7 protein-coding genes are annotated in these 24,182 nt (G+C 55.2%); 5 read left to right on the top strand and 2 right to left on the bottom strand.

Annotated features, from left to right (window positions below; all coding sequences use genetic code 11):
* The first annotated feature begins 64 nt into the window (after positions 1–64).
* The 4 genes from JFY74_06035 to JFY74_06020 all read left to right on the top strand — a co-directional run bounded on the left by JFY74_06035 (position 65) and on the right by JFY74_06020 (position 19,578).
* The gene (locus JFY74_06035; protein ID QQG29598.1) at positions 65–14,650 is read left to right on the top strand and encodes an Ig-like domain-containing protein; all 14,586 of its coding nucleotides are present in this window, start codon (positions 65–67) and stop codon (positions 14,648–14,650) included.
* A 132-nt stretch (positions 14,651–14,782) separates the two neighbouring features.
* Positions 14,783–16,219 carry a TolC family outer membrane protein gene (locus tag JFY74_06030; protein QQG29597.1) on the top strand — a complete coding sequence of 479 codons (1,437 nt, stop codon included), beginning with the start codon at positions 14,783–14,785 and terminating at the stop codon, positions 16,217–16,219.
* Between the two features lie 39 nt (positions 16,220–16,258).
* Complete coding sequence (locus JFY74_06025) at positions 16,259–18,397, top strand: type I secretion system permease/ATPase (protein QQG29596.1); 2,139 nt, start codon at positions 16,259–16,261, stop codon at positions 18,395–18,397.
* An 11-nt stretch (positions 18,398–18,408) separates the two neighbouring features.
* Positions 18,409–19,578: an HlyD family type I secretion periplasmic adaptor subunit gene (locus JFY74_06020; protein ID QQG29595.1), complete on the top strand. Its 1,170-nt coding sequence runs from the start codon at positions 18,409–18,411 to the stop codon at positions 19,576–19,578.
* A 243-nt stretch (positions 19,579–19,821) separates the two neighbouring features.
* Here JFY74_06020 and JFY74_06015 read toward each other — a convergent pair whose 3' ends face one another.
* Entirely contained in the window at positions 19,822–21,030 is a 1,209-nt protein-coding gene (locus JFY74_06015; protein ID QQG29594.1) for an endopolygalacturonase, read from the bottom strand.
* 579 nt (positions 21,031–21,609) lie between these two features.
* Here JFY74_06015 and JFY74_06010 point away from each other — a divergent pair.
* Positions 21,610–22,653: a pectate lyase gene (locus JFY74_06010; protein ID QQG29593.1), complete on the top strand. Its 1,044-nt coding sequence runs from the start codon at positions 21,610–21,612 to the stop codon at positions 22,651–22,653.
* 101 nt (positions 22,654–22,754) lie between these two features.
* On the opposite strand, the gene uxuA is transcribed toward JFY74_06010, so the two are convergent.
* Entirely contained in the window at positions 22,755–23,951 is a 1,197-nt protein-coding gene (uxuA, locus tag JFY74_06005) for a mannonate dehydratase (protein ID QQG29592.1), read from the bottom strand.
* Between the last annotated feature and the right edge of the window lie 231 nt (positions 23,952–24,182).

Raw genomic sequence — 24,182 nt, 5'->3', positions numbered from 1 at the left:
CGCGGCCCCAATCCGCTGGGAGAGGTATTAAGACCATGGTTTCAGATAAGTAAGAGGCTATCTCATGTCAGATATGAACATTATTGCGGGAAATGCAAACATCCTGTCACGTCATGGTGGCCAGCTCATCAGTACCGTGCCTCAGGGAACGACTGACATCAAACTACTAGAAAGCAGCACCGTCAGAATCTTTGGCACACCCGACGTGGTGTCTCGCTATGAGCGTGTTGGCAACGATCTTATCTTGCACATGAAAGACGGTACCACCGTCCGCTATGAAAGCTTCTTTACTTTGGATGCCGCCGGTTATCACAGCGAACTGGTTTTTGACGATGGCACCCGACTCATCCATGCACAGTTCTCCGGCGCGGCAGCGGCAGAAGGCGCAGCCCTCGCGGGGGAAACCATAGCCCTTACGCCAGAATACACCGCTCTGGGCGATATGACGTCACTACTGATTGGCAGCAGCACGACCACTACACTCTCTACGGCAACGTTGGGCGGCATTCTGGGTGCAATCGCCATCGGAGGAGCAGCTATCGCAGTGGGTTCATCAAGTGACGACAAGAAGCCCACAACGCCAGAGTCCTTAACCGTTAATGCCTTCGCTGAAGATAATATCTTGAATCGTGCGGAGATCGGCCAATCCCACATCCTTAGCGGTAATACAAACGGCATCGGTGCGGGCCAAATCGTCACCATCACGTTAAACGGCGTGGTTTACACCACCACCACAGCCGTCGACGGCTCATGGCGTTTTATGCTGCCAGCAAGCGCATTTTCCGGGCTACAAGACGGCATTTATGCATTAAAAGTAAGCGTTCCAGGTGTGAACGGTGTGATCCATGAGAAAACTCTCGGCCTCACCATTGATACCCTGCCTCCGAACCTAACCGTTGATAAATTTACGGGCGACAATTACCTCACCGTAGGAGAACTGGCAAACGGCCAGATTCTCAACGGAACCGGTGAAGCAGGCCAGCGCGTCACCATCACACTCAATGGGAAAACCTATACCACGACCATTAATGCAGACGGTAACTGGACCCTGACTGTGTCGGTCGCAGACCTTCGCGCACTGAGCGAAGGCGAGCACGCCATGTCGTTCACGATTAGCGATAGCGCCGGCAATACCACCGTGGTCAACCGCACCATTATTGTCGATACCACGCCGCCGGAGCTGTCCCTGTCGTCATTGACCGGAGACAACAAACTCACCGCAGACGAACTCCAGTCCTCGCAGGTTGTCTCCGGTACAGCTTCCCTGTCGGATATCGGCCAGACTGTAACGGTGACATTTAACGGTATAACCTACACGACGACGGTAGAGAGCGGCGGTACATGGCGTGTTCTCATTCCCTCCAGCGATATCCAGGCGCTGACTAACGGCACCTACAATCTGGTGGCATCATTAACGGACAAAGCGGGTAACACCACCACCCTGCCGCCCCAAACCATCACAGTGGACACCAACGCCGAAGCGGTCAACATCAGCATCGTCTCGACAGATAACCGTCTGAATGCTGTGGAAGCTGGGCTACCACTGACTATCAGCGGCACGACGGCCAATGTTGCTGCAGGCCAAACCGTCACGGTCACATTGAACGGAAAGTCCTATACCACCACCACAGGCGCAGACGGCAAATGGTCTTTGAACATCCCCAGCGCCGACCTGCTTTTGCTGTCAGACGGCAGTAGCACCATCACTGCTAGCGTACAGGGGAACGGTGGTAATACCGTCACCGTCGACCGCGCGCTGGATGTACACATCAATACCCTACCTTCCATCACGCTGCCCCCCCTTTTCACTGACGGGGTATTAAACGGGGCTGAAGCGGCGCAGGATCAGATCATCAGTGGAGAAACAGGGATCAGTGGTAGAGGCCAAACGGTTAGCCTGACGATCGGCGGATATACCTTTACCGGAGCTGTTGATGCCAATGGACATTGGAGTGTCACGATCCCCAAAAGCGTTCTGCAGAGCCTGCCATCGAACAACACCAGTTCACTAGAAGTCATTGTCCACGATATTGCAGGCAACAAAGCGACCATAACGCAAAATATCAATGTGGATACGACGCCCCCGACGCTCACCGTCTCCACTGTCGCTCAGGACAATATCCTCAATGGCGCAGAACTGGCCGCCAATCAGGTGGTCAGCGGGACAGCATCGCTTAGTGAAGCTGGTCGCACGGTCACCGTTACGCTGAATGCCAAACCCTACACCACCACCGTCGGCAGCGACGGAAACTGGAGCATCACGCTGCCAACGGCCGATCTGGTCGCTATAGCAGACGGTAACCAGAACCTGACCGTTACGCTGACCGATGCCGCAGGCAACACCACAACGATTACCCGCCCGCTGACCATTAACAGCGGCGCAACCACCGCACCGACCATTACCATCAATAATTTCGCGGACGATAACGTCATTGATGGCTCGGAAGCAAAAGTCAGCCAGCAATTGAGCGGGACGACGACCAACGTTGAGGCAGGACAGATTGTCACTATTAGCCTGAATGGAAAAACCTATCTTGCCACCGTGCAATCCGGCGGTGTATGGAGCATCAACGTTTCAACCGCAGATATCGCGCTATTAGCAGACGGCGCATACAGCATTAACGTTAACGTGAGTAACAAAGCGGGCAACGCCGCGAGCGAAAGCCGTAACATCAACGTAGATAAGTCTGGTGACAGCATCGCCATCAACATTATCGCCAGCGATGATCTGTTAAGTCGGGCAGAATCTCTGCAACCGCTGGCGATCAGCGGGAATACTGCTAATGTTCCCGCAGGGCAGACAGTGACCGTTACGCTGAACGGGAAAAATTACACCACGACCGTTGCCGCGGACGGCAGTTGGACATTACAAGTCCCCAGTGCCGATCTCCAACTTCTGTCAGACGGCAATGCCACCATCACCGCCAGCGTAAATGTGACAGGAAGCGCTGCCGTAACGGACACTCACCCGCTAGGCGTACACATTCATACTCTGCCTCAACCCACTATTGATACCCCCTTTGGTAACGGCTCACTGAATGGCACAGAGGCGCTGGTCAACCAGACAATTACCGGCCAAACAGGCATTACTGGGGCTGGACAGAGCGTTATTTTGTCCCTCGCCGGGAAATCTTACACGGGTACCGTTGATACTACGGGCAAATGGACCGTTACCGTTCCTGCTGCCGATCTCCAGCAATTGCCGGAAGGAAATAATACGCTTCTGGTCACCGCACAGGATGCCGCAGGCAATCAGACAAGCCAGTCGTTCGTGAGCCGTACCGATTTTACAGCCCCAACCCTGACCATCGGCACCCTTGCAGGTGATGACACCATCAACCTGGCCGAAGCGCAAAGCAACCAGACCGTCAACGGCACCGCCTCAGTCAGCGAAGCAGGCCGCACCGTCGTTATCTCTTTTGATGGACAGTTCTATACCGGCGTTGTCGGCAACAACGGAAACTGGAGCATCAGTTTACCCACCGCCGCCCTACGCAGCATGGCCGATGGCAGCTACACGCTGTCCGCGTCGCTGAGCGATGCCGTCGGGAATACCACCAGCATCGAGAAATCCATCACGCTCAGTGCAGACCCCGCATTCCAACCAACCATCTTCGTTGATCCTTTTATCGGTGAAGATAACACCATCACCGCAGCCGACCTAAAAGTCAGCCAGTGGTTAACGGGCAGCAGTTCGAATGTGGAAACTGGCCAAATAGTGACCATTCTTCTTAACAAAAAATTCTATTTCGCCACCATCCAGAGCGGAGGGAAATGGGGGGTAGAAATTCCAGTTGAAGATATGGCACAGCTATCTGAAGGAATGGTTTCTATCAGCGCACAAGTCTCCGACCTGGCCGGAAATAAAGGAAATTATGAAGCCTGGTCCGACGTCGATATCAGTAATGACAGTATCTCCATCAGCATTGTTGCGCTGGATAACCAGATCAACCGCCTTGAAGCGTCACAGCCGCTGACCATTTCGGGTTCAACGGTCAACGTCATGCCAGGAGAAAACATTACCGTTACGCTCAATGGCAAAACCTATATCGGTATGATTGCCGCGAACGGGAGCTGGAGCGTCACGATAGACAGCAGCGATATGCTCGCGTTGCCAGATGGAACAACAACCATTATCGCCAGCGTCGCTGGCCCCAGCGATATCCCAGTGACCACCAGCCGCAATATTGATATCCATATTAATAACCTGCCGCAGCCAACGATCAATCAGCCTTTCGGTGACGGGGTACTCAACATCATCGAATCGACCAGCGGGCAGAACCTGACAGGGAAAACAGGGATCAGCGGAGGGGGCCAAAGCGTCATCGTCACGCTGAACGGCAAGACCTATACAGCAACCGTGGATAATCAGGGTAATTGGAGTGCAGCACTTCCTGCCACCGACCTACAATCCCTGTTAACCGGCGTACAAACAATCCGCGTAGAAGCAACCGACACCGCAGGAAACAGCATACAGAGCGCTCGCGACATCACCGTCGACATGGTTCGTCCCGTGCTGACGCTGAAACCGCTGACCAGCGATGGCATCATCAACGCCGCCGAAAGTTTGAACGATCAGGTGATCTCCGGTAATGCGCTACAATCCGATGCTGGCCGCGCCGTCATTGTCACGATCAACAATAAAAATTATCAGACCCAGATTCAGGCTGACGGTAGCTGGAGTGCCACGGTTCCCGCCACCGATCTCCAGGCTTTGGCTGACGGTAGTTACACCGTGACGGCAACATTGACCAGTGCCTCAGGCAACAGCACCACCAGCACTGGGTCATTAACGCTGGATGCCAATCCGACCAACCTGCCGCTGCTCACCGTGAACGCCATCGCGCTCAATAACATCATCGACGGCGGTGAAATCAACGTCGCGCAAATCATCAGCGGCGGTAGCCTGAATGTCGAGGCGGGGCAGCGCGTTACCATGACACTCGGCGACAACACCTACACCGCGACGGTTGACAGCAACGGCCAATGGCGCGTCAGCATACCGTCTGTCGATCTCCTTCATCTGGCACAAGGCACGCATACCATCACGATTGGCGTCAACGACGTCAGCGGTAACCCCGCAACGCTTAGCCAGACAATTACGGTGAACACCTCCCTGAGCGGTATCGCCATCGATACCGTCGCGGGCGATGACAAGCTGAATCAAGCCGAAGCGGCGCAAGATCTCACCGTCAACGGCAGCAGCCAGAACGTGGCAGCAGGCACCGCCGTCACGATTACGCTGAACGGGAAAAGCTACGCTGGCATCATACAGCCGAACGGCACCTGGAGCATCACCGTATCAGCAGCGGATATCAGCACGCTGGCCGACGGCACCTCAACCCTGACCGTCACGACGGTAGACAGTACAGGGAATGTGTTAAGCGGCAGCCGTACGATCGAGGTCTTCACCCACAGTAGCCCGACGCTGACGCTGAACACACCGTTCAGCGACGGCATACTCAATGCCGCAGAAGCGGGCATGACTCAGACGCTCAGCGGCACAACCGGTATCGCCTCACCAGGGCAAACCGTCACCGCCACACTCGGCGGCGTGACGTACACCGGGATCGTGGATGCGGCAGGTAACTGGACGATTTCTCTGCCTGCAAATGGCCTGCAAAATCTGCCGAATGGCACCACCGCATTGCAGGTGAGCGTCAGTGACGCAGCCGGAAACAGCAGCACCCTAACCAGCAACATAACCGTGGCACGTACGCCGCCTGCGTTGACAGCCACCAGCATTACGGCTGACAACATCCTGAATAGCACCGAGGTTCTGAGCAATCAGTTGCTAACCGGTACCGCCTCACCGTCCAGCGCGGGTCAAACCGTGACCGCCACGCTGAATGGGAAAACCTACAGCGGCACCGTCGGCAGTGACGGCACCTGGAACATCACCATTCCGTCAGCCGATCTGAGTAACCTGTCCGATGGCAATTACAGCATCGTGACACGTCTGACCGACGCCGCAGGTAATACCGCCACCACCACGCAGACTATTAGCGTCGATGCCAGCCCGCTCAATGCACCGGTCGTTACAATTGGTACTTTCGCTGGCAACAACATTATCGACGGAGCAGAAGCGCGCGTCAGCCAGATGCTCAGCGGCACCAGTAAAAATGTTGAGCAAGGCCAGACGGTAACGATTAGCTTCAATGGCAAAGCGTACACCGCACAGGTTCTGTCGAACGGGAGCTGGAGCACCACGATTTCGGATACCGACATGGCACTGCTGGTTAACGGCAGCCAGACGATTACCGTCAGCGTGAGTGATGTCTCTGGCAATACCGCGACATCCAGCAGCACTGTTACGGTTAACACTAACGCGAGCGGGCTGTCTATTGCGCCAATCACCGGGGATAACCTGCTAAACGCGCAGGAAGCGACAAGCGGCATTACGATTAACGGCGGCGCCGTCAACGTCGCGGCGGGCACGGATGTCAACGTCATACTCAACGGGAAAACCTACACCGTGCAGGTGCAGCCAGACGGGACCTGGAGCGCCGCCATTCAGCCAGGCGATCTGCGAGTGCTGGGGGATGGCATCATCACGGTTAACGTCACGGCGGTCGATCAGGCGGGTAATGCCCTGTCGGGTACGCAACAACTGGGCGTCAGCATCAATAATCCACCGGTGGCATCACTGCATATGCCATTCAGCAACGGTTACCTGAATCTCAGCGACGCACAGGCCGGACAAACACTCTACGGCACGACGGGCCTGCGCGGAGCCGGGCAAACCGTCAGCGTCACCATTGGCACCACGGTCTATTCCGGCACGGTTGACAGCAACGGTAATTGGAGCCTTCAACTGTCACCGAGCGTTCTGACTCCGCTGGCAGACGGACTACTCAACATTTCCGTTACCGTCAGCGATGCGGCAGGCAATACCTCCACCGTTCAGGGCAGCGCCTTCGTTGACTTGACCCCACCGGTGCTGACCATCAATCCGATTGGCATTGACGATATCATCAACATTGCGGAAAGCCTGCTGCCACTGGAGATCACCGGTACGTCGCCCATCCACGACAGCGGCCGTCCTATCATTGTTAACGTCACCATCAACGGGCAGATCTATCAGGGGCTGGCGCAGACAGATGGCACCTGGAGCGTCACCGTGCCTGCTGGCGACCTGCAAAATATGCCAAACGGCATCACGGCAATCACCGCCAGCTTGACCGATGCTGCCGGCAACACTGGTACGGTAAGCCATTCGATTACGCTGGATACCGACCCGGCCAAAGCACCGACTCTGACGATAGCCACGCTGTCGACCGATGATTACCTCAATCTGGCCGAATCGGGCCAGCCGTTGACCATCAGCGGTAGCAGTCAGAATGTGGAACAGGGCCAGCAGGTCACTATCACTCTCAACGGTGGAATTTATTTCGCCACCGTGGGTGCGGATGGCAGTTGGAGCGTACAGGTCCCTGCAACAGATGTCGGCAACCTCCCTGACGGCAAGCAAACCGTGAATGCCAGCGTAACGGACGTGAGTGGTAACCCCGGTTCAGCGACGCATAGCATCACTGTCATCACCGATGCGACTAACCTGCCAGCCATCACCATCGCCACCCTGTCTGGCGACGATGTCGTCAGCGCGCAGGATGCGCAATCCGACCTGCTCATTTCCGGTTCAACGACAAATGTTCAAGTGGGACAGCGCGTCACGGTGACGCTGAATAGCAAAACGTATCTGGCGACCGTTGGCGCTGACGGTAACTGGAGTACGACCGTTCCCGCTAGCGATGTGCAAAATCTGCCGCAGGGCAATCAGAATGTGACCGCAACGGTCAACGACATCGCACAGAACCCGGCTACGGCCACCCATCCGTTCACAGTCGATACCGTTCCACCGCTGCTGTCTATCGACATGTTGGTTGACACCAGCGACATCGGTTTGGCGGACGCACTAGCCGGACTACCGCTGAGCGGCAAGGCCGAAGCGAACCTTCTAGTCACGATAAAAGTCGGTACGGCCGTCTATAGCGCTGTCGCCGATAGCAACGGCGTCTGGCAAATCACCGTTGCGGCAAACGACCTGCTGGCGTTGGGCGACGGAGTGAAAACGCTGCAAGCCAGCGTGACCGACGGCGCAGGTAATGCCAGCGCCGCCAGCATTGATATCACGCTAAAAACGCAATCACTCCCGACACTAACGCTGGATTCGCTCTATGACAACAACGTCCTGACTATCGCGGAGCTGGCGACGGCAACAACCATTGGCGGCAGTTACACCAACCTGCCCGTCGGGACAGTGATTCAGGTTACGATCGGGGCTTACACCACGACGGGTGTGACGCTCGCGGGCGGCCTGTGGAGCGCCACCATTCCGGCCAATGCGCTTAGCATTCTGGCAGATGGCAACGTACAGGTCAGCGCGACGGTCACAGACAGCGCGGGTAATACCGGCAGCGCGGGCGGTACGTTGGATGTCGTCATCCACACCAATTTCACCATCAGTATCGCCACACCGTTTGTTGACGGCGTACTCAATCAGGTAGAAAGCACGGAAGATCAGCTGCTGACGGGGACAACGGGGCTCATCGATCCGGGCCAGAGCGTGTCTATCTCGATCACCAACGGCACGTTAACACACACCTACAGCGCCACCGTTGCCGCTAATGGTCAGTGGAATGTGACACTGCCATCTGCCGATTTGACTTCACTCGGTGACGGTACACACACCATTAACGTCACCGTCACTGACCGCGCGGGCAACACAGGAACAGGAAACGGATCCTTCACCAGCGTGATTGTGGGGGTTCCCGTCGCCTCGCTGGATACGCCGTTCGGCGATGGCAAACTGAGTCTGGCTGATGCACAGCCGGGCGCGACACTATCCGGGCAAACGGGGCTAACCAGCAACGTGGGGCAAACCGTGTCGGTCAGCATTAACGGCACAAGCCTCCCAGCCACCGTGAATGCCAACGGTAGTTGGTCGCTATCGCTGGATCGCCAGACGCTTATCGACCTGCCGGATGGCTCAGTGAATTTCACTGTCACCGTGACCGATTCTGCGGGCAACACCAGTACCGCAGCGGCCACGGCAAATGTGCTGACTACCACCATGCCAGTGGCAACGCTAGACCTGCCGTTTGGCGATGGCATCCTTAACACCACTGAAATTCTGGCCATCCAGACCTTAACGGGTAAAACCGGTATTACCAGCGCAGGCCAGGAAGTCACGATTACCGTGACCAACAAAGCCACGCTGGCAGTCACCACCTTTACCGCCACCGCAGACGGCTTAGGCGGCTGGTCCAGAAATCTGAGTCCTGCCGATTTGGCGCTCTTTACCGAAGGCAATTACAGCATTAGCGTCAAGGTCACCGACTGGGTGGGCAATAGCAATACCAGCACGGCGCTCGATGTCAGTTCGGCGCAAACACGGCCCGCCCCGATTGTCGATGTACAACCGTTTGGCATCGATGGCATCCTGAGCAGCGCCGAAGCCGCATCCGCGCTGACCTTCTCTGGCCGCACGCAGATTGGCGGCAACGGGCAAAGCGTTAAACTGGAGATCGACCTCAACGGCATTCGCTACACCGCGACGGTAGATAGCAACGGCAACTGGTCCGTTACGCTTCCTCCTAATGCGTTGAATTCGCTGGTCGACGGTCAACATACCATCACGGTGACCGCCGTCGATGCCGCAGGCAACACCGGCACGACGCCCATCATCTTTACCAGCGATCTCACGCCACCGGCGATCACCTTAAATACCCCGTTTGACGACGGCTACCTGAGTATCGTGGAAGCGGGCACTCTGCTGGGCAGAACGCTGAGTGGTAACGCGGGGGATGCCGTGAACGTAACGGTCACATTTGGCGGACAGGCGCTTGTCACACAGCTGAGCGGAGGCGTATGGACAGCAACACTGACCCCAACACAGCTCAGCCAGCTTGCTGACGGAACACATAACATCGTCATCACGGCAACGGATAGCCTGGGCAACAGCGCTACGTTGAATTCTCAGGCGATCCTTGCCGTACAAGCCACGCCGACGCTGGCGATTACCGCATTCGCCGGACTGGATGGCCTTAACTACGCGGAAAGCCGCACCACGCAGACCATCAGCGGTACCTCCACCGATTTGGCGGTGGGGCAAACCGTGACCGTCACGCTGAATAACATCGAGTACACGGGAAAAATTCTCGCAGGCGGCACCTGGAGCGTAACCATCCCATCAGCCGATTTGCAGGATCTGGCAAATACGGCGTACACGATCACCGCTGATGCAACAGATAAAGCGGGTAATCCGGCGACACAAGCCAGCGTGGGATTCAACGTCAACCTGACACAACCACCCATGGTGATGGTGATCGACCCGATAGCGGGCGACAACATCATTAACGCCAGCGAGATAAACGGTAATGTCACCATTTCCGGGCGCTCTATCGGCCCGTCATCGGCGATGACCGCGGTATCGCTTAACATTGGAAGTACGCCACTTGTCGTCATCACCGACAACAATGGCTTCTGGAGCACCACCATTCCCGCCAGCCTCTATTTCACCACGCAAGGCAACATCAATATCACCGCGACGTCGCTCGATGCGACCCTCACGAGACCCGTGCTGGTCGATACGGTCGCGCCCACGCTGGATATCGTTGCTTTTGCCGGTGATAACGTGCTGGGCGGTACAGAAGCCAGCACCGCACAGACGATTACGGGTACGGCATCCACCACAGAGGCCGGACAGCTCGTCAGCGTGGTGCTGAATGGAAAAACCTACAGCGCTCAGGTTTCCGTCACCGGCACCTGGAGTGTGAGTGTCCCTGCCGCCGATCTGGCACAGTTAACCGATGGCTCCCACACCATTACGGCAACGCTCGCGGACACAGCAGGAAATACCACCACGGATACACAGGTCGTTAGCGTTGATACGGGTATTCCACTGCTCAGCGTGACATTGTTCGATGACAATATCCTGACGCTGGCTGAAGCGTTAGCGGGCGCGGCGATTACCGGTACAGGCGAAGTGGGTGCCACGGTTACGTTAACCGCCGGGCCGCTGACAGGCACGACAACCGTCGGGTCCGACGGCAACTGGACGATTCCGGTACTGTCCGCCAATTTACAAAACCTGATCGACGGGCCGCAGGTCATCGGCGTGACGCTGACCGATACCTCAGGTAATAGCACACACCTTGATGTCACGCTTGACGTTGCGTTGAACAAAACGCTCGGCGCAGGCATTACCGATATCTTCGGTAACGATGGCATCCTGAATCTGGCCGAATCACTGTTGACGCAGGTCATCAGCGGTAACGCGACCGGCAACTATCTGGGTGCGAAAGTACAGGTCACCGTGTTGGGCACCACAGTGGAAGGCACCGTCGGCGCCAACGGGGCCTGGAGCGTTGCCCTGCCCTCGAACGTGTTCACTGGCTTAAGCAATGGCGTGCTGGCGGTTAATGTCGACATCGTCGATTCACACGGCAACGTGAAGAATCAGTTGGTCAACATTGACGTGTTGAAAACCCTGCCAGTCATTGACTCTGTTGTGGCCTTCACGGATGGCGCACTGAATGCCGCGGATGCTACGACCAGCCAGATTATCAGCGGTGTCGTCAGCAATGTGAATATCGGCGCTGGCGCAACGGTTGCCGTGACGTTGGGCACCAAGATTTACACTGGGATTACCGTCGGTGCAGGCGGTGCCTGGAGCCTGTCCGTTCCTGCGCTTGATTTACAAGCCTTGCAAGATGGAACGCTGGCGCTGGGCGTCGCGGTCACCGATCACGCAGGCAATACCGCCAGCCAGATCGTGAACGTCCCAACCGTCATCAAGAATCTGCCGAGTATTACGCTCAACCCGGTCTTTGGCGATAGCCTGCTGAATCTGGGCGACCTGCTGGTCAACCAAACGCTTAGCGGCACGGCCACCGGTCTGGCAGGCAGAACCATTACGCTCAGCATTTCAGGCTCACAAATCGCCACAGCCACCGTCGGCTCAGATGGCAAGTGGAGTGCTGCCGTCACCCCGAGCGTACTGGGTATTCTCCAAGGGCTCGGCAGCGGTGATTTCACTGTGAGCGCCACCGCGACAGACAGCGTAGGCAATAGCAGCAGCGGCAGTGCGGGCATCAAGTTCGATTTCGCCCAGCCAGTGATTACTCTCAACCCGGTATTTGGCAACGATGGTTTCCTCAACGCCGCAGAAGCACTGGTGGCGCAAACGATCGGTGGCGTGGTCACCAATGCCAGCGCCGGATCGCAGGTTGCCGTTACCCTTGGTGGTAAAACCTTCCTGTCTACGGTTGGAGCGGGAGGCGCGTTCAGCCTGACGCTACAACCGTCCGATCTCGGCACGCTGCTCGATGGCAGTACCACGCTGAATGTGTCGGTTACGAATACTTCCGGCAATATTGGCACGGTCAATAACGCTATCAATATTATTGCCAAAAACCTGCCAACGATTAGCCTTGGCTCACTGTTTGGCGGTGACGGTTTCCTCAATGCCGCAGAAGCCGCATTGACGCAGACGATTAGCGGCACCACCACTAACGCCGTCGCGGGATCGTCTGTCGTGATACGCATCGGCACCCTGACGCTAAATGCGACCGTCGGCAATGACGGCACCTGGAGCACCAGCGTCACGCCGCTGCAACTGTCCGGCTTGGCGAACGGTAACCTCACCGTCAGTGCCACGGTAACCGATCCGGCAGGCAACAGTACGGGTATCAGCACAGGCCTCAACATTGCCATATTACCGCCAACGATTACCCTTAACCCATTGTTCAACAACGGAGTCCTGGATCTCCCCAGCCTGTTAAGTACGCAACTCATTGGCGGGACCACGGCCAATGTACCAGCGGGCACCGCGATCAACGTCACGCTGGGCAGTAAAACCTACACCACAACGGTCGGTGCCAACGGCAGTTGGAGCCTGCCGGTCCCTAACCTCGATCTGAAAGCCCTTGCGGATGGCGTCACTAACGTCGGTGTTCGTCTGGTCGATGCAGCGGGTAACGTGGGTACGCAAACCAGTACCGTCAGCGTAGCGATTAACGGTCAGCCAACACTGACCATCAATCCGCTCTTTGGCGGTGATGGCCTACTCAATGCGGTCGAAGCGGCGGCGGGTCAGGTCATCAGCGGAACCAGTACCAATGCGATAGGTTCTACGATCCAGATTTCGCTGGGTACCAAGACCTACTCTGCCGTGGTGCAAAGCAACGGTAGTTGGTCCGTCAGCTTGCCTTCGCTCGATCTCAACAGCCTGACCGACGGCACGCTTTCCCTCAACGCCTCTCTGACCAACGCCGCAGGAAACAGTACCAGCGCGGGCGCCTCAATCGGTGTGGGCGTTCATGCACTGCCAACGGTCAACCTCGGTTCCCTGTTTGGCGGAGACGGCTACCTGAATCTGGCCGAAGCGGGCATAAACCAGATCATCAGCGGAACCACAACCAACGCGGCAGGCGGTAGCGTCACGCTGACCGTGGGCGGACTCGTGCTCAACGCCGCTGTCGCCAGCAACGGTACCTGGAGCATCAGCGTCCCGAGCGCTAACCTGCTCAACATCGCCGATGGCAATTTGTCCGTCGGTGTCAAAGTCACTGACCGCTATGGCAACACTAACAACACCAGCAGCAATGTAGTCGTGAAAACGCACCAGTTGCCGCAGTTGGGTATTGATGCGGTGGGATCGCTGATTGGTAACACGGTTGGCCTGCTGGCGAATGGCGTCACCGTCAGCGGAACATCGCGCTACGTGCAGCAAGGGGCCAAGGTAACCGTCACACTGCTCGGCCAGACGCTACAGGGCACCGTCGGTGCCGATGGCAAGTGGAGCACACAGTTCACCAGCTCACTGCTGGGGATCAACGTCCTGAACGTTGGTGCAATTTTGACCGCGCTGCTGGGAACGGCGGTTGAAGCCTCCGTCACCGATCAGGCGGGTAACTTCACCGGCGTATCCGCCGGATTAACTTCCGGTATCTCCCTCGGGTTACCGCTGATGAGCATGATGGCGCTGGATGTTGACGATAGCAGCGTCGCTCAGGTGTCTTCGCTGTCCATCGAACAGAGCGACACTGGGGAAAACACCGATGTGCAACCCCTTCATGTCAGCTCGAAAATGGCGGCAGTCGCACTCAGCGAGACCAACCCCCTCGACAACAGCGCCAGTACCGACGTGGAAGACAGCGTTTATGCCATCGGCGGCGTTGTTATCAATCTGGCCGACGGCACCGTGCAAACGGGCGAAGATGTCGAAGGCGGTGAAGGCGACGATCTCATTACGCTCTCAACGCTTGATTTCACTCAGATCGATGGTGGTAACGGCATTGATACGCTGGTTCTGGATGGCACCGAGCTCAATCTGGATCTCACCGCGCTGGGGCTGAAAATCGACAACGTGGAAATCTTCGATTTAGGCCAAAGCGGCACCAACAGCATCACGCTGGATCTCGACCGCGCCCTGAATGTCACCGACCGACCAGAGGATGATTTGCTGATCGTCGGGGGCGAAGGCAATCAGGTGAACCTCATCCCAGGAGAAGGGGCGTGGAGCACGGTAGGACAGCGCGATATTGATGGTCAGCGTTTCGACGTCTACCACCATTCATCGTTAGATAGCGCCAACAACCTGGGAGATGTACTGGTGCAGCAAGGCCTGCTCGTCAATATGGTGTAACGGTGTTAACGCCTTCCCCCTGCCAAGGGGGAAGGTTTTGAAAGGAGGTCAGTTAGGGAAAATCACTGTTACCAACAGGCTGACCCCTTTGAAAGGAACTAAAACAAAGAGTGATGAAAACAGGGGTCATTGATGCACAAACCATTTTTTATCAGGGGCATGTTTTTTCCGCGCAATCGCGCTTTTTTAACACGTACATTACGCCATCACACGCCGCGTTGCGTGCTGACGACCGGACTGGCGCTCGGGCTGACCTGCGGCCTTCCTCTCCTCTATAGCCCGCCGACGTTTGCTCAGGCCGTTGCGTTTGACTGGTCCGCCGCACCAACGGAACAGCAGGTCGACAGTCTGGATCTCAAGCAGGCTATTCTCCGCGCATTCGCACGCAACCCACAAATCGCACAGGCCTCGGCGCAAATTCGCGTCGGCGAAGCCGATCTGCGCGTGGCACAAAGTGCCTGGTTCCCGCAAATCGGCCTGAGCGGCAACGTCGGCCGTTCAGATCAAAGTGATACCGGCGGCACGATGAGCAACAATTCCACAGCGGGTCTTACGCTGAAACAGCTCCTGTACGATTTCGGTAAGACCGGCGGCAGCATTGATGAGCAGCACAGCCTGTCAGACGCCTACCGCTATCAGCTCTACGGCACCATGACCACGGTCGGTCAACAAACCTTGCTCACCTACCTGAAAGTCAAACGCTATCAGGAACTGAGTCAGGCAGCCGAGCGCAATATCACGTCGCTCAGTCTGGTAAAAGACACCGCGACGCTCCGCGCCGAAGCTGGCCTCAGTACGCAATCCGACATCCTGCAAGCGGAAACCCGTATCGCGGGTATGCGAGCAACACTGGAGCAATACCGTGCGCTGGAACGTTCCTCACTGGCACAGCTCAGCGTGTTGACCGGCGTTCTCCCCACCGCCCTGCCCGATCTGCCCCGCGCGCTGCTGCAACAAAAAATTACGCTCAAGGCGCTCCCGTACCAGCAGAGTAATGCAGTGCTGAGCGCACAGTCCAAGCAAGAGGCCTCGCGCCACCGGATTCGTCAGGCGGAAGCCCAGCACTTCCCCACCATTGCCGTGCAGGCAGGTCGCACCCGTTATGAAACCGACAGACGTAATTACTGGGATGACCAGCTACAGCTGGTGGTAGAAGCCCCGCTATATCAGGGCGGGGCCGTCAGCGCACGCGTTGATGCGGCGTCAGGCACGCGCGAAGCGGCGCAGGCCGAAGTCGAAGCGGCGAAGCTGGATATGAACCAGAAAGCCTCCACGGCCTATGCCGATCTCATCGGTGCGCAGCAGCGTGAAAAAGCCAGCCAGCAGCAAATTACCAGCGCGACCTACACCCGTAACGTCTATCAGGATGAGTACAAGCTCAGCAAGCGCAGCCTGAACGATCTGCTCAGCGTTGAGCAAGACGTGTTGCAGGCTGAAACCTCACGCATCGGCGCGTTATACGACGGCTGGGAGGCGGCGGTTAACTATGCCGCTGCCGTCGATAATCTGCTGGATATGCTGGGTATTGAACGTCATCAAGCTAGTGGCGAGACGCTACCGTCGCTGTAAGCCGGCTTGCCTGCCGGATAAGAACATGCAGGAATATCAATGACACAAGTCACCCAAACTGAAGTCTGGATTGCCGCGATGGCTCGCGCCGCCGCCCACTATGGACAGGTGGTGGATACCCAGTCGGTACGCCAGCAAATGCGCTGGTACGAACAGCAGCCGATTGCCCGCCAGTTAGAACAAATCAGTCACCTGATGGGGTTGAGCATCAGCCTGCGACACACGGAGAAACTCCGCTGGCGCAACCAGATCTTACCGGTATTGGCGGAAACCGATGACGGCGGCGTCATCGTCATCGAATCATTGAATGACGAAGGCATGGCAACCTACTGGCTGAATGACGGCGGCGACCTTCAACGCGAAGCCGAACTGGCTGAACTCATCAAACACAGTCAGGGGATTATCGTGCTGGTCGGCATCGCGGAACGCGGCCGCGATACCCGCATCGATGATTTCGTCAAACCATACCGTAAGCACTGGTTCTGGCAACACTTTCGCGGCGCAAAACGACAGATCGGGGAAATTTCCCTGGCCTCTATCGTGGGTAACGTTCTGGCGCTGGCGGGAATTCTGTTCTCCATGCAGGTGTATGACCGCGTGATTCCGGCGCAGTCGATTCCCACGCTGTGGGTGCTGTTTTTCGGTGTGCTGCTGGCCGCCGCATTAGAGTATGCCATCCGTTTATCACGTACCATCGTCTCCGACCTGATGGGAAAAAGCATCGATCTGAACGTGTCGGGTATGCTGTTCGCCCGCGCACTGGCGATAAAAAATGAGGCTCGTCCGAAATCCACCGGCTCGTTTATTTCGCAGCTGCGGGAAATCGATCAGGTGCGTGAACTGCTGACGTCGACAACCGTGGGGGCAGCAGCCGACATGCCGTTCGTCTTGCTATTTCTCGGCATCATGGCGATGATCGGCGGCCCGCTGGTGTTTATTCCCATGCTGGCGATCCCGCTGATTGTGATCCCCGGCCTGCTGCTGCAATGGCCGATGGCGAAGCTCGCCAAAGAAGGGATGCGTGAAAGCGCATTGCGCAATGCGGTGCTGGTCGAATCCATCGAAGGGATCGAAGATATTAAAGCGTTGCAGGCCGAACCCTACTTCCAGCGCCAGTGGGAGCAAACTCATGAAGTCAGCGCCGCCATCGGGATGAAGCAGCGCGTGTGGGGGGCACGGCTCAGCGGCTGGGCATCGACCGTTCAACAGCTCACCTATGCTGGCATGCTGGTTTTCGGCTGCTATCTGGTGATGGCAGGTGATATCACTACCGGTACGCTTGTGGCCTGTAGCCTGCTTTCCTCCCGCACCATCGCCCCGCTCATGCAGCTTACGATGGTGTTTTCCCGCTGGCAGCATGCGAAAACCGCGATGACCGGGTTGGATGACCTCCTGCAAAAACCGCTGGATCGGCCGGAAGACGGCAAAATGGCGCACTGTCCGATCCTTCAAGGGCACTTCCAACTGCACAACGTGCAATACAGCTACGATCCTGAAAAAGGCGATACCGCCTTGCAGGTCGGCAAACTGGAGATCAAACCGGGCGAAAAAGTGGCGCTGCTGGGTAAGGTCGGCGCGGGTAAATCCACCCTGCTCAAGCTGCTTGCCAATCAAGCGACCGCGACGCGCGGCAAGGTCATTATTGATGGCGTCGATATCAGCCAGATCGATCCGGCGGATGTCCGCCGCCAGTTGGGTTTTCTGTCACAGGAATCGCGCCTGTTCTTCGGCAGCCTGCGGCAAAACCTAATGCTTGGCAACCCGCACGCTACCGAGCAGGAACTGTTGCAGGCGCTGCGCATTAGCGGTGCGCTCAGCCTGATCCAACAGGATGCCTCCAGCCTGGATCGCATCATTCATGAAGGCGGGCGCGGTTTATCCGGCGGGCAGCGGCAGATGATTCTGCTCAGCAGGATGCTGTTGCGAAATCCCCAGATTGTGCTGCTGGATGAACCCACCGCCTCGATGGATGAACAGTTGGAAAGCCACGTTATCCACCAGTTAAGCAGTTGGCTCACGGGCCGTACGCTGGTACTGGTGACACACCGTCCAGCACTGCTCAAGCTGGTTGACCGCGTGGTTGTCATGGATGGCGGGCGCATCGTGGCAGATGGCCCGCGTGACCAGATTTTGAAGGCGGTCAGCAAACCGGCAGATACCGCACAGAGCGTGGCGTAAGGGGAAAGACAATGAGTAGCATCACGATCCATGATGACCTGAAACGCCAGGGTCGACGCGTCTCCGTTATTATCTGGCTCAGCCTGCTGGGGCTGATCGTGTTTTTTATCTGGGCCACCTTCGCCGTGCTGGATGAGGTTTCCGTCGGGAGCGGTAAGGTGACGCCATCGACCCGCGCACAGGTGATTGAAAGTCTGGACGGCGGGATTATCGGCCAGATCTATGTGCAACAAGGTAACGTCGTCGAGAAGGGTCAGGTGCTGGCGCAGTTGGACATCAACCGCTTCCAGTCCGTCTACGGCGAAGCCTTCTCCCGCGTGCAGACGCTGCGGGCGTCCGCCGAACGTCTGCACGCCGAGCTCAGCGGCGCACCGCTAAAATTCAGCGCAGAAACCATGAAGGAACCCGCGCTGGCCGCACGCGAACGCCAACTTTATGAATCACGCTTGCGCAATCGCGATGAAACTGTCGCCAACCTGCAACAGTCTATGCGGCTGGTGGAACAAGAGCTGCGAATGACGGAGCCGCTGGTGCAGCGCGGTGCCGCCAGCGCCGTCGAGGTGATCCGGTTACGCCGTCAGATTAGCGAAATCCGTGGCAAAATCGACGAAGCCAACAACCAATACGCCGTCCGGGCGCGGGAAGAACAGGTCAAAAACAACGCCGATCTGGAAGCGCAGATGGAAGTGGTCAGCGGGAAAGCCGATCAGCTCAAGCGCGCCACCATCACGTCACCGGTGCGAGGGATTGTGAAAGATATTCAGGTCACGACCGTGGGCGGCGTGCTGCAACCGGGCGGCAAGCTGATGGAAATCGTACCGCTGGAAGACCAATTGCTGATCGAAACACGCATCAACCCACGCGATATTGCCTATATCCGACCGGGTTTGCCCGCCACGGTAAAAATCACCGCCTATGATTCCTCCATCTACGGCAATTTAACGGGTGAAGTCGAAAGCGTGTCACCCGATACCCTTCAGGACGAAGTCAGGCGCGATCAGTTTTATTATCGGATCTATGTGCGCACCACGCAGGCAGAGCTGGCCAACAAAGCCGGTGAAAAATTCCCCATTGTGCCCGGCATGGTCGCCAGCGTGGAGATAAAAACCGGTCAAAAAAGCGTGCTGGATTATCTGATTAAACCGCTGAACAAGGTCAATGAAGCACTGCGTGAGCGTTAAGTCAGTACACTCAATGCACGCTGTCATTTTATAAATAACGGTGCTGTGATTGCTGAAAAAATGAGTCGAGCGGTGATAATGGGTAGATCGTAAAGACGCTGCGAGTACCTCCCTGTAAGCTCGAGCCGCGCCATCCCTGGCGCGGACGCTTTACTCTTCTATCCCATTACCACCGTTCTCGTTCTGCAAGTAGATTTGTCAACGCTCTGGACGTTGTCATGACAAAACAACTTATTAATCGAACTACTTCTTAACGGTGACGTTCTTGATTTGCCATGTGCTGTCACTCGTCAGTTTGACGTTCTTCATCGTCACTTCTATCGGCTTTTTCGCATTCTCGCCGTTCAGCACCACCACACCTTTGGTTTGAGACGTAATATCCTTAAACGTAATGTCGCTCCAGTCAGGAACATTACTTCCCTCTTTTTTCTCATATACCGTGTCAATCACGATCGGTTTCGCCACGTTCTTCATGACTACGTTGCTATACCGAACACCATTGACAACGCCGGCTGCCGATTTGTCGCTTTTAATACGTAAGCCATTCGTGGTGCCAGTCATAACCAGATCATCGACCGTCACGTTATAAACTCCCATCGTTTCGCTACCGATCGACATGCCATGTCCCGTTCCAAATTCATTATGCAAAATGGAAATATTGCGTGTCTCAGAACGCCCTTTATAGGCTTTGATCGCCACATTATCGTCGCCCGTCGAAATATTACTGTGGGCAATGGTGATGTTCTTTGACGACATCGGATCGATACCGTCGGTGTTTCTGGCGGTAGATGGCGTTTTGATCGTGGTTTTCCACGCGGTGAAGCCGTCACCATCGCTGAACACGACGTGGAAATTCGGGGAATTAATGAGAGAAACGTTATACAGCGTGAAGTTCTTGCTCTTATTAATCTGAATCAGCCGGGGGGTATTCTGTTTTAACTTTTTCACTTTGGCATCGGCAGCCAGATCCCACCAGCTCACCTTTTTATCCTGAAGCTTCACGCCCCCCTGTCCATCAATGGTGCCCGGCCCATAGATTCCGCTATTCGTCGTGCTTGTAGCGGTAATAAATGCATCGCAGCCTTTACCGTTTGTATCCACCACGCCACAGGATGACGGCGCATTCTCAAAAGACTTGGCATTATTCACAGCACGTAGGGTTACCCCTTTGTCGATTAATAAGCTCACGCCAGAAGGTAGAGAAAGCGGGCCACTCAGAAAAACGGATGAACTCCCTGCGCTCAGCTTTACCGCTTTTCCTTGCCCGCAATTATTCAGCGCTTTTTGAATTGTACTCGTGGCAGTACTACTGTCCGCTTTAAGCACCGTACAGGAAGACGGTGCTTTCGGTTCACTCACCGTTCGGGAATCAGAAGCAAATGCCGATGCGCTAAACAAACCGATAAGCCCCAGTGATAATGATAAAACTCGCTTGCCTGATTGATATTCCATGTCAAACCTTACCTTATAAGCATCCACAACTTTTCCATCCCCAAAAGGCATTACGCTTTCATTTTGCTTAATAAGAAAAATAAAACGCCTTTATAGAAACTAAAAATTGTCACACATACCTATGTAGATTAATGAAAAGTCCATTTACATAAAATTATTCCAATGCTTATTCGGAAAGCATTCAACTTTACGCATGATTAAAATATCACCAAAAAATTAAATGAAGTATCAACGAAACGTGGAAACAAAACGAATCCAGTCATGCGCAGAAGCCAGCGGGTGGTAAGCTTTTCTTCTCTTCACAGCATTCATTCATTTTTCTTATTAAAAATAAGAAACCTCATAATATTTATCAATTTGATAAAAAATTATTAAATAAAAAATAATAAATAAATAATAAAATTAAATATAAAATAATCACAGGATAAATTAAATAATCTGATTAACCTCAATAAAATCCACGAATTATTATTCATTTCATATCCCCTGCTATATAATCCTTCCCGATGCGCAAGGACTCCCTCTTTATTTGGAATAAATAAAGAGAAAAATATCCGTTTAATTTACAAGGAAAAACACATGTTTAAGTATTTAACACCGATATTTTTATGCACCGCTGCTATTTCTTTTCAGGCTCAGGCTGATGACACCATGCTGATGCTGCTGAAAAAAGATAATGCTACCTATTTAAGCTGGTCTACCGATGCAGGCAACGTTGTTCGCCAGGATGTGTATCGCAGCACCAGTAGTGCTCCGGCTGGCAGCGAAAAAATCGCAGAGCTCAATTCCAGCGACAGAACCTTTACCGATTTAACCGCCAATCCACAGTCAGATTATTGGTATTGGGTAGATACCGTTAGCGGCAATAAGAGTGTCCTGAAATCTAATGCCGCCTCAACAGCACCAGCACCATTGCGCGCAGCGCCGCTTAAGGCAGCAAGCCCTGAATGTAAAGCCGGCGCGGTAATCAAAAACAAATCTGTCGACTGCGGTGGGATTACTCTCGGTCTGAGCTGTAGCGGTGACAGTGATAAGCAACCTCCTGTTATCACGCTGGAAAACGCGAGTATCAAGAACCTGCGCATCTCGGCAAAAGGCGGTTCTGACGGCATCCACTGCGCAAGCGGCGACTGCCGTATTGAAAACGTGATCTGGGAAGACATCTGTGAAGATGCAGCAACCAACAACGGCAAAACCATGACCATCATCGGCGGTGTGGCACATAACACCACCAATGGCCCTGGCGGTAAGCCGGACAAAGTGCTGCAACAGAATGCCAAAAACAGCCACACGATCGTTCAAGGTAACTTCACCCTGACTGGGCAACACGGCAAACTGTGGCGTTCTTGTGGTGACTGCACCAACAACGGCGGCCCACGTAACCTCACCATCATCAGCGCAACTGTTGACGGCACCATTGGTAGCATTGCTGGCGTAAACCGCAACTTTGGTGATATCGCTGACATCCGCGATCTGCGTATTAAAAACTACAAAGAAGGTAAACCGCCGGTATGTGAAGAGTTTACTGGTGTAGAGAAAGGCAAGGGTGAGTCCCCTAAACACGGTGAGAAATGGGATACCAAGAACTGCAAAGTAAGCCGTTCAAACGTTAAAGCCCTGTAATTCTGCCAGCAGAATTCACACCTAAGTTCATATATCCTCTGGGGTCCTGACGCATCCATCTTCAACAGACCGTGCTATCAAGCACGGTCTGTTTCATTTCATCATCCTTGCTGCAATTCGGTAAACAGCGTGCGCTTCAGCGCCAGCTCGACACCACGCAGTTCCGCCAGCCCTTTCAAGCGCCCGATTGCCGAGTAGCCGGGATTAGTTTTCTTTTTCAGATCGTCCAGCATCTGATGTCCGTGATCTGGGCGCATGGGGATTGGACGGCGATCGCCCGCCTTCTGACGCCGTAGTTCTTCCGCCAGAATGGCCTTGATAATCGCCACCATATCCACATCCCCCTGCAAATGCGCCCCTTCATGGAACGAGTTGGGATTGTCTTCCCGACAGGTGGCACGCAGATGGGTGAAATGCACGCGATCGCCGAACGTTTCCAGCATCGTCAACAGATCGTTATCGGCCCTTACGCCATAGGATCCTGTGCAGAAGGTAAAGCCGTTATGAAGGCTATCGACCGTCTGTTTCAGCCAGCGCATGTCTTCAATCGTGGACATCACGCGTGGCAGCCCAAGGATCGGACGCGGTGGATCGTCTGGGTGAATGGCAAGACGAAGGCCGGCAGCTTCCGCAACGGGCACAATCTCACGGAGGAAATGCCCAAGGTGCTCACGGAGTTTCGCATGGTCGATACCATCATATTCCGCCAGACGGCCACGGAATTGCTCCAGCGTATAGCCCTCTTCAGAGCCCGGCAGTCCGGCGATAATGTTGCCCGTCAGGCGCGCGATATCCTCTTCGCTCATCGCACGGAAGTAGTCGGCAGCCTGTGCCTGTTCATCCGCCGTGTAATCTTTTTCAGCACCGTGACGCTGTAAAATATGCAGTTCAAAAGCCGCAAAGGCGATATGATCGAAACGCAGCGCTTTTGCACCATCCGGCAGAACGTATTCCAGATCGGTTCGCGTCCAGTCCAGTACAGGCATGAAGTTATAACACACCGTATCGATCCCGCACTGCGCCAGGTTACGTAGCGATTGCTGATAATTGGCAATATGCTGCTGATAATTCCCCGTCTGCGTTTTGATCTCTTCATGAACCGGCACGCTTTCTACTACCGACCACACCAGCCCTTTCGCCTTCAATTCGGCTTTGCGCTTTTCAATCTCTTCAATCGACCAGATTTCGCCATTCGGGATGTGGTGCAACGCCGTCACCACGCCGGTCGCACCTGCTTGCCGCACATCATCCAGTGAGACAGGATCGTTCGGGCCGTACCAACGCCAGGTTTGTTCCATATTGAGTTACCTTTTTTCGCCAAGTGAGAGAGTTGTTTTCGTCACTTTCTTTCATCAATAAATAAGGAAAAGCCTACCTCACCGACACAGGCTGTCAAACTAAACTCACGAATTGATTGACCAATTACACAAAAAATTCGCATTTTGGACTAACATCATGCGTAATAAAGCTGAAATCGTGAGGAGCAAAGTCAGAAATGGATTATTTGGTCTGATATCTTTTCTCTCCGT

Origin of the sequence: Pectobacterium carotovorum (genome assembly GCA_016415585.1) — a bacterium.
GTDB lineage: Bacteria > Pseudomonadota > Gammaproteobacteria > Enterobacterales > Enterobacteriaceae > Pectobacterium > Pectobacterium carotovorum_K.
Note: the sequence above shows the minus strand (reverse complement) of the source record. Positions and strands in the feature narration are given on the sequence as shown.

Excerpts from the sequence above, each read along its gene's own strand:
- JFY74_06035 (QQG29598.1), top strand. The coding sequence starts at position 65 with ATGTCAGATATGAACATTATTGCGGGAAATGCAAACATCCTGTCACGT.
- JFY74_06030 (QQG29597.1), top strand. The coding sequence starts at position 14,783 with ATGCACAAACCATTTTTTATCAGGGGCATGTTTTTTCCGCGCAATCGC.
- JFY74_06025 (QQG29596.1), top strand. The coding sequence starts at position 16,259 with ATGACACAAGTCACCCAAACTGAAGTCTGGATTGCCGCGATGGCTCGC.
- JFY74_06020 (QQG29595.1), top strand. The coding sequence starts at position 18,409 with ATGAGTAGCATCACGATCCATGATGACCTGAAACGCCAGGGTCGACGC.
- JFY74_06015 (QQG29594.1), bottom strand. The coding sequence starts at position 21,030 with ATGGAATATCAATCAGGCAAGCGAGTTTTATCATTATCACTGGGGCTT.
- JFY74_06010 (QQG29593.1), top strand. The coding sequence starts at position 21,610 with ATGTTTAAGTATTTAACACCGATATTTTTATGCACCGCTGCTATTTCT.
- uxuA (QQG29592.1), bottom strand. The coding sequence starts at position 23,951 with ATGGAACAAACCTGGCGTTGGTACGGCCCGAACGATCCTGTCTCACTG.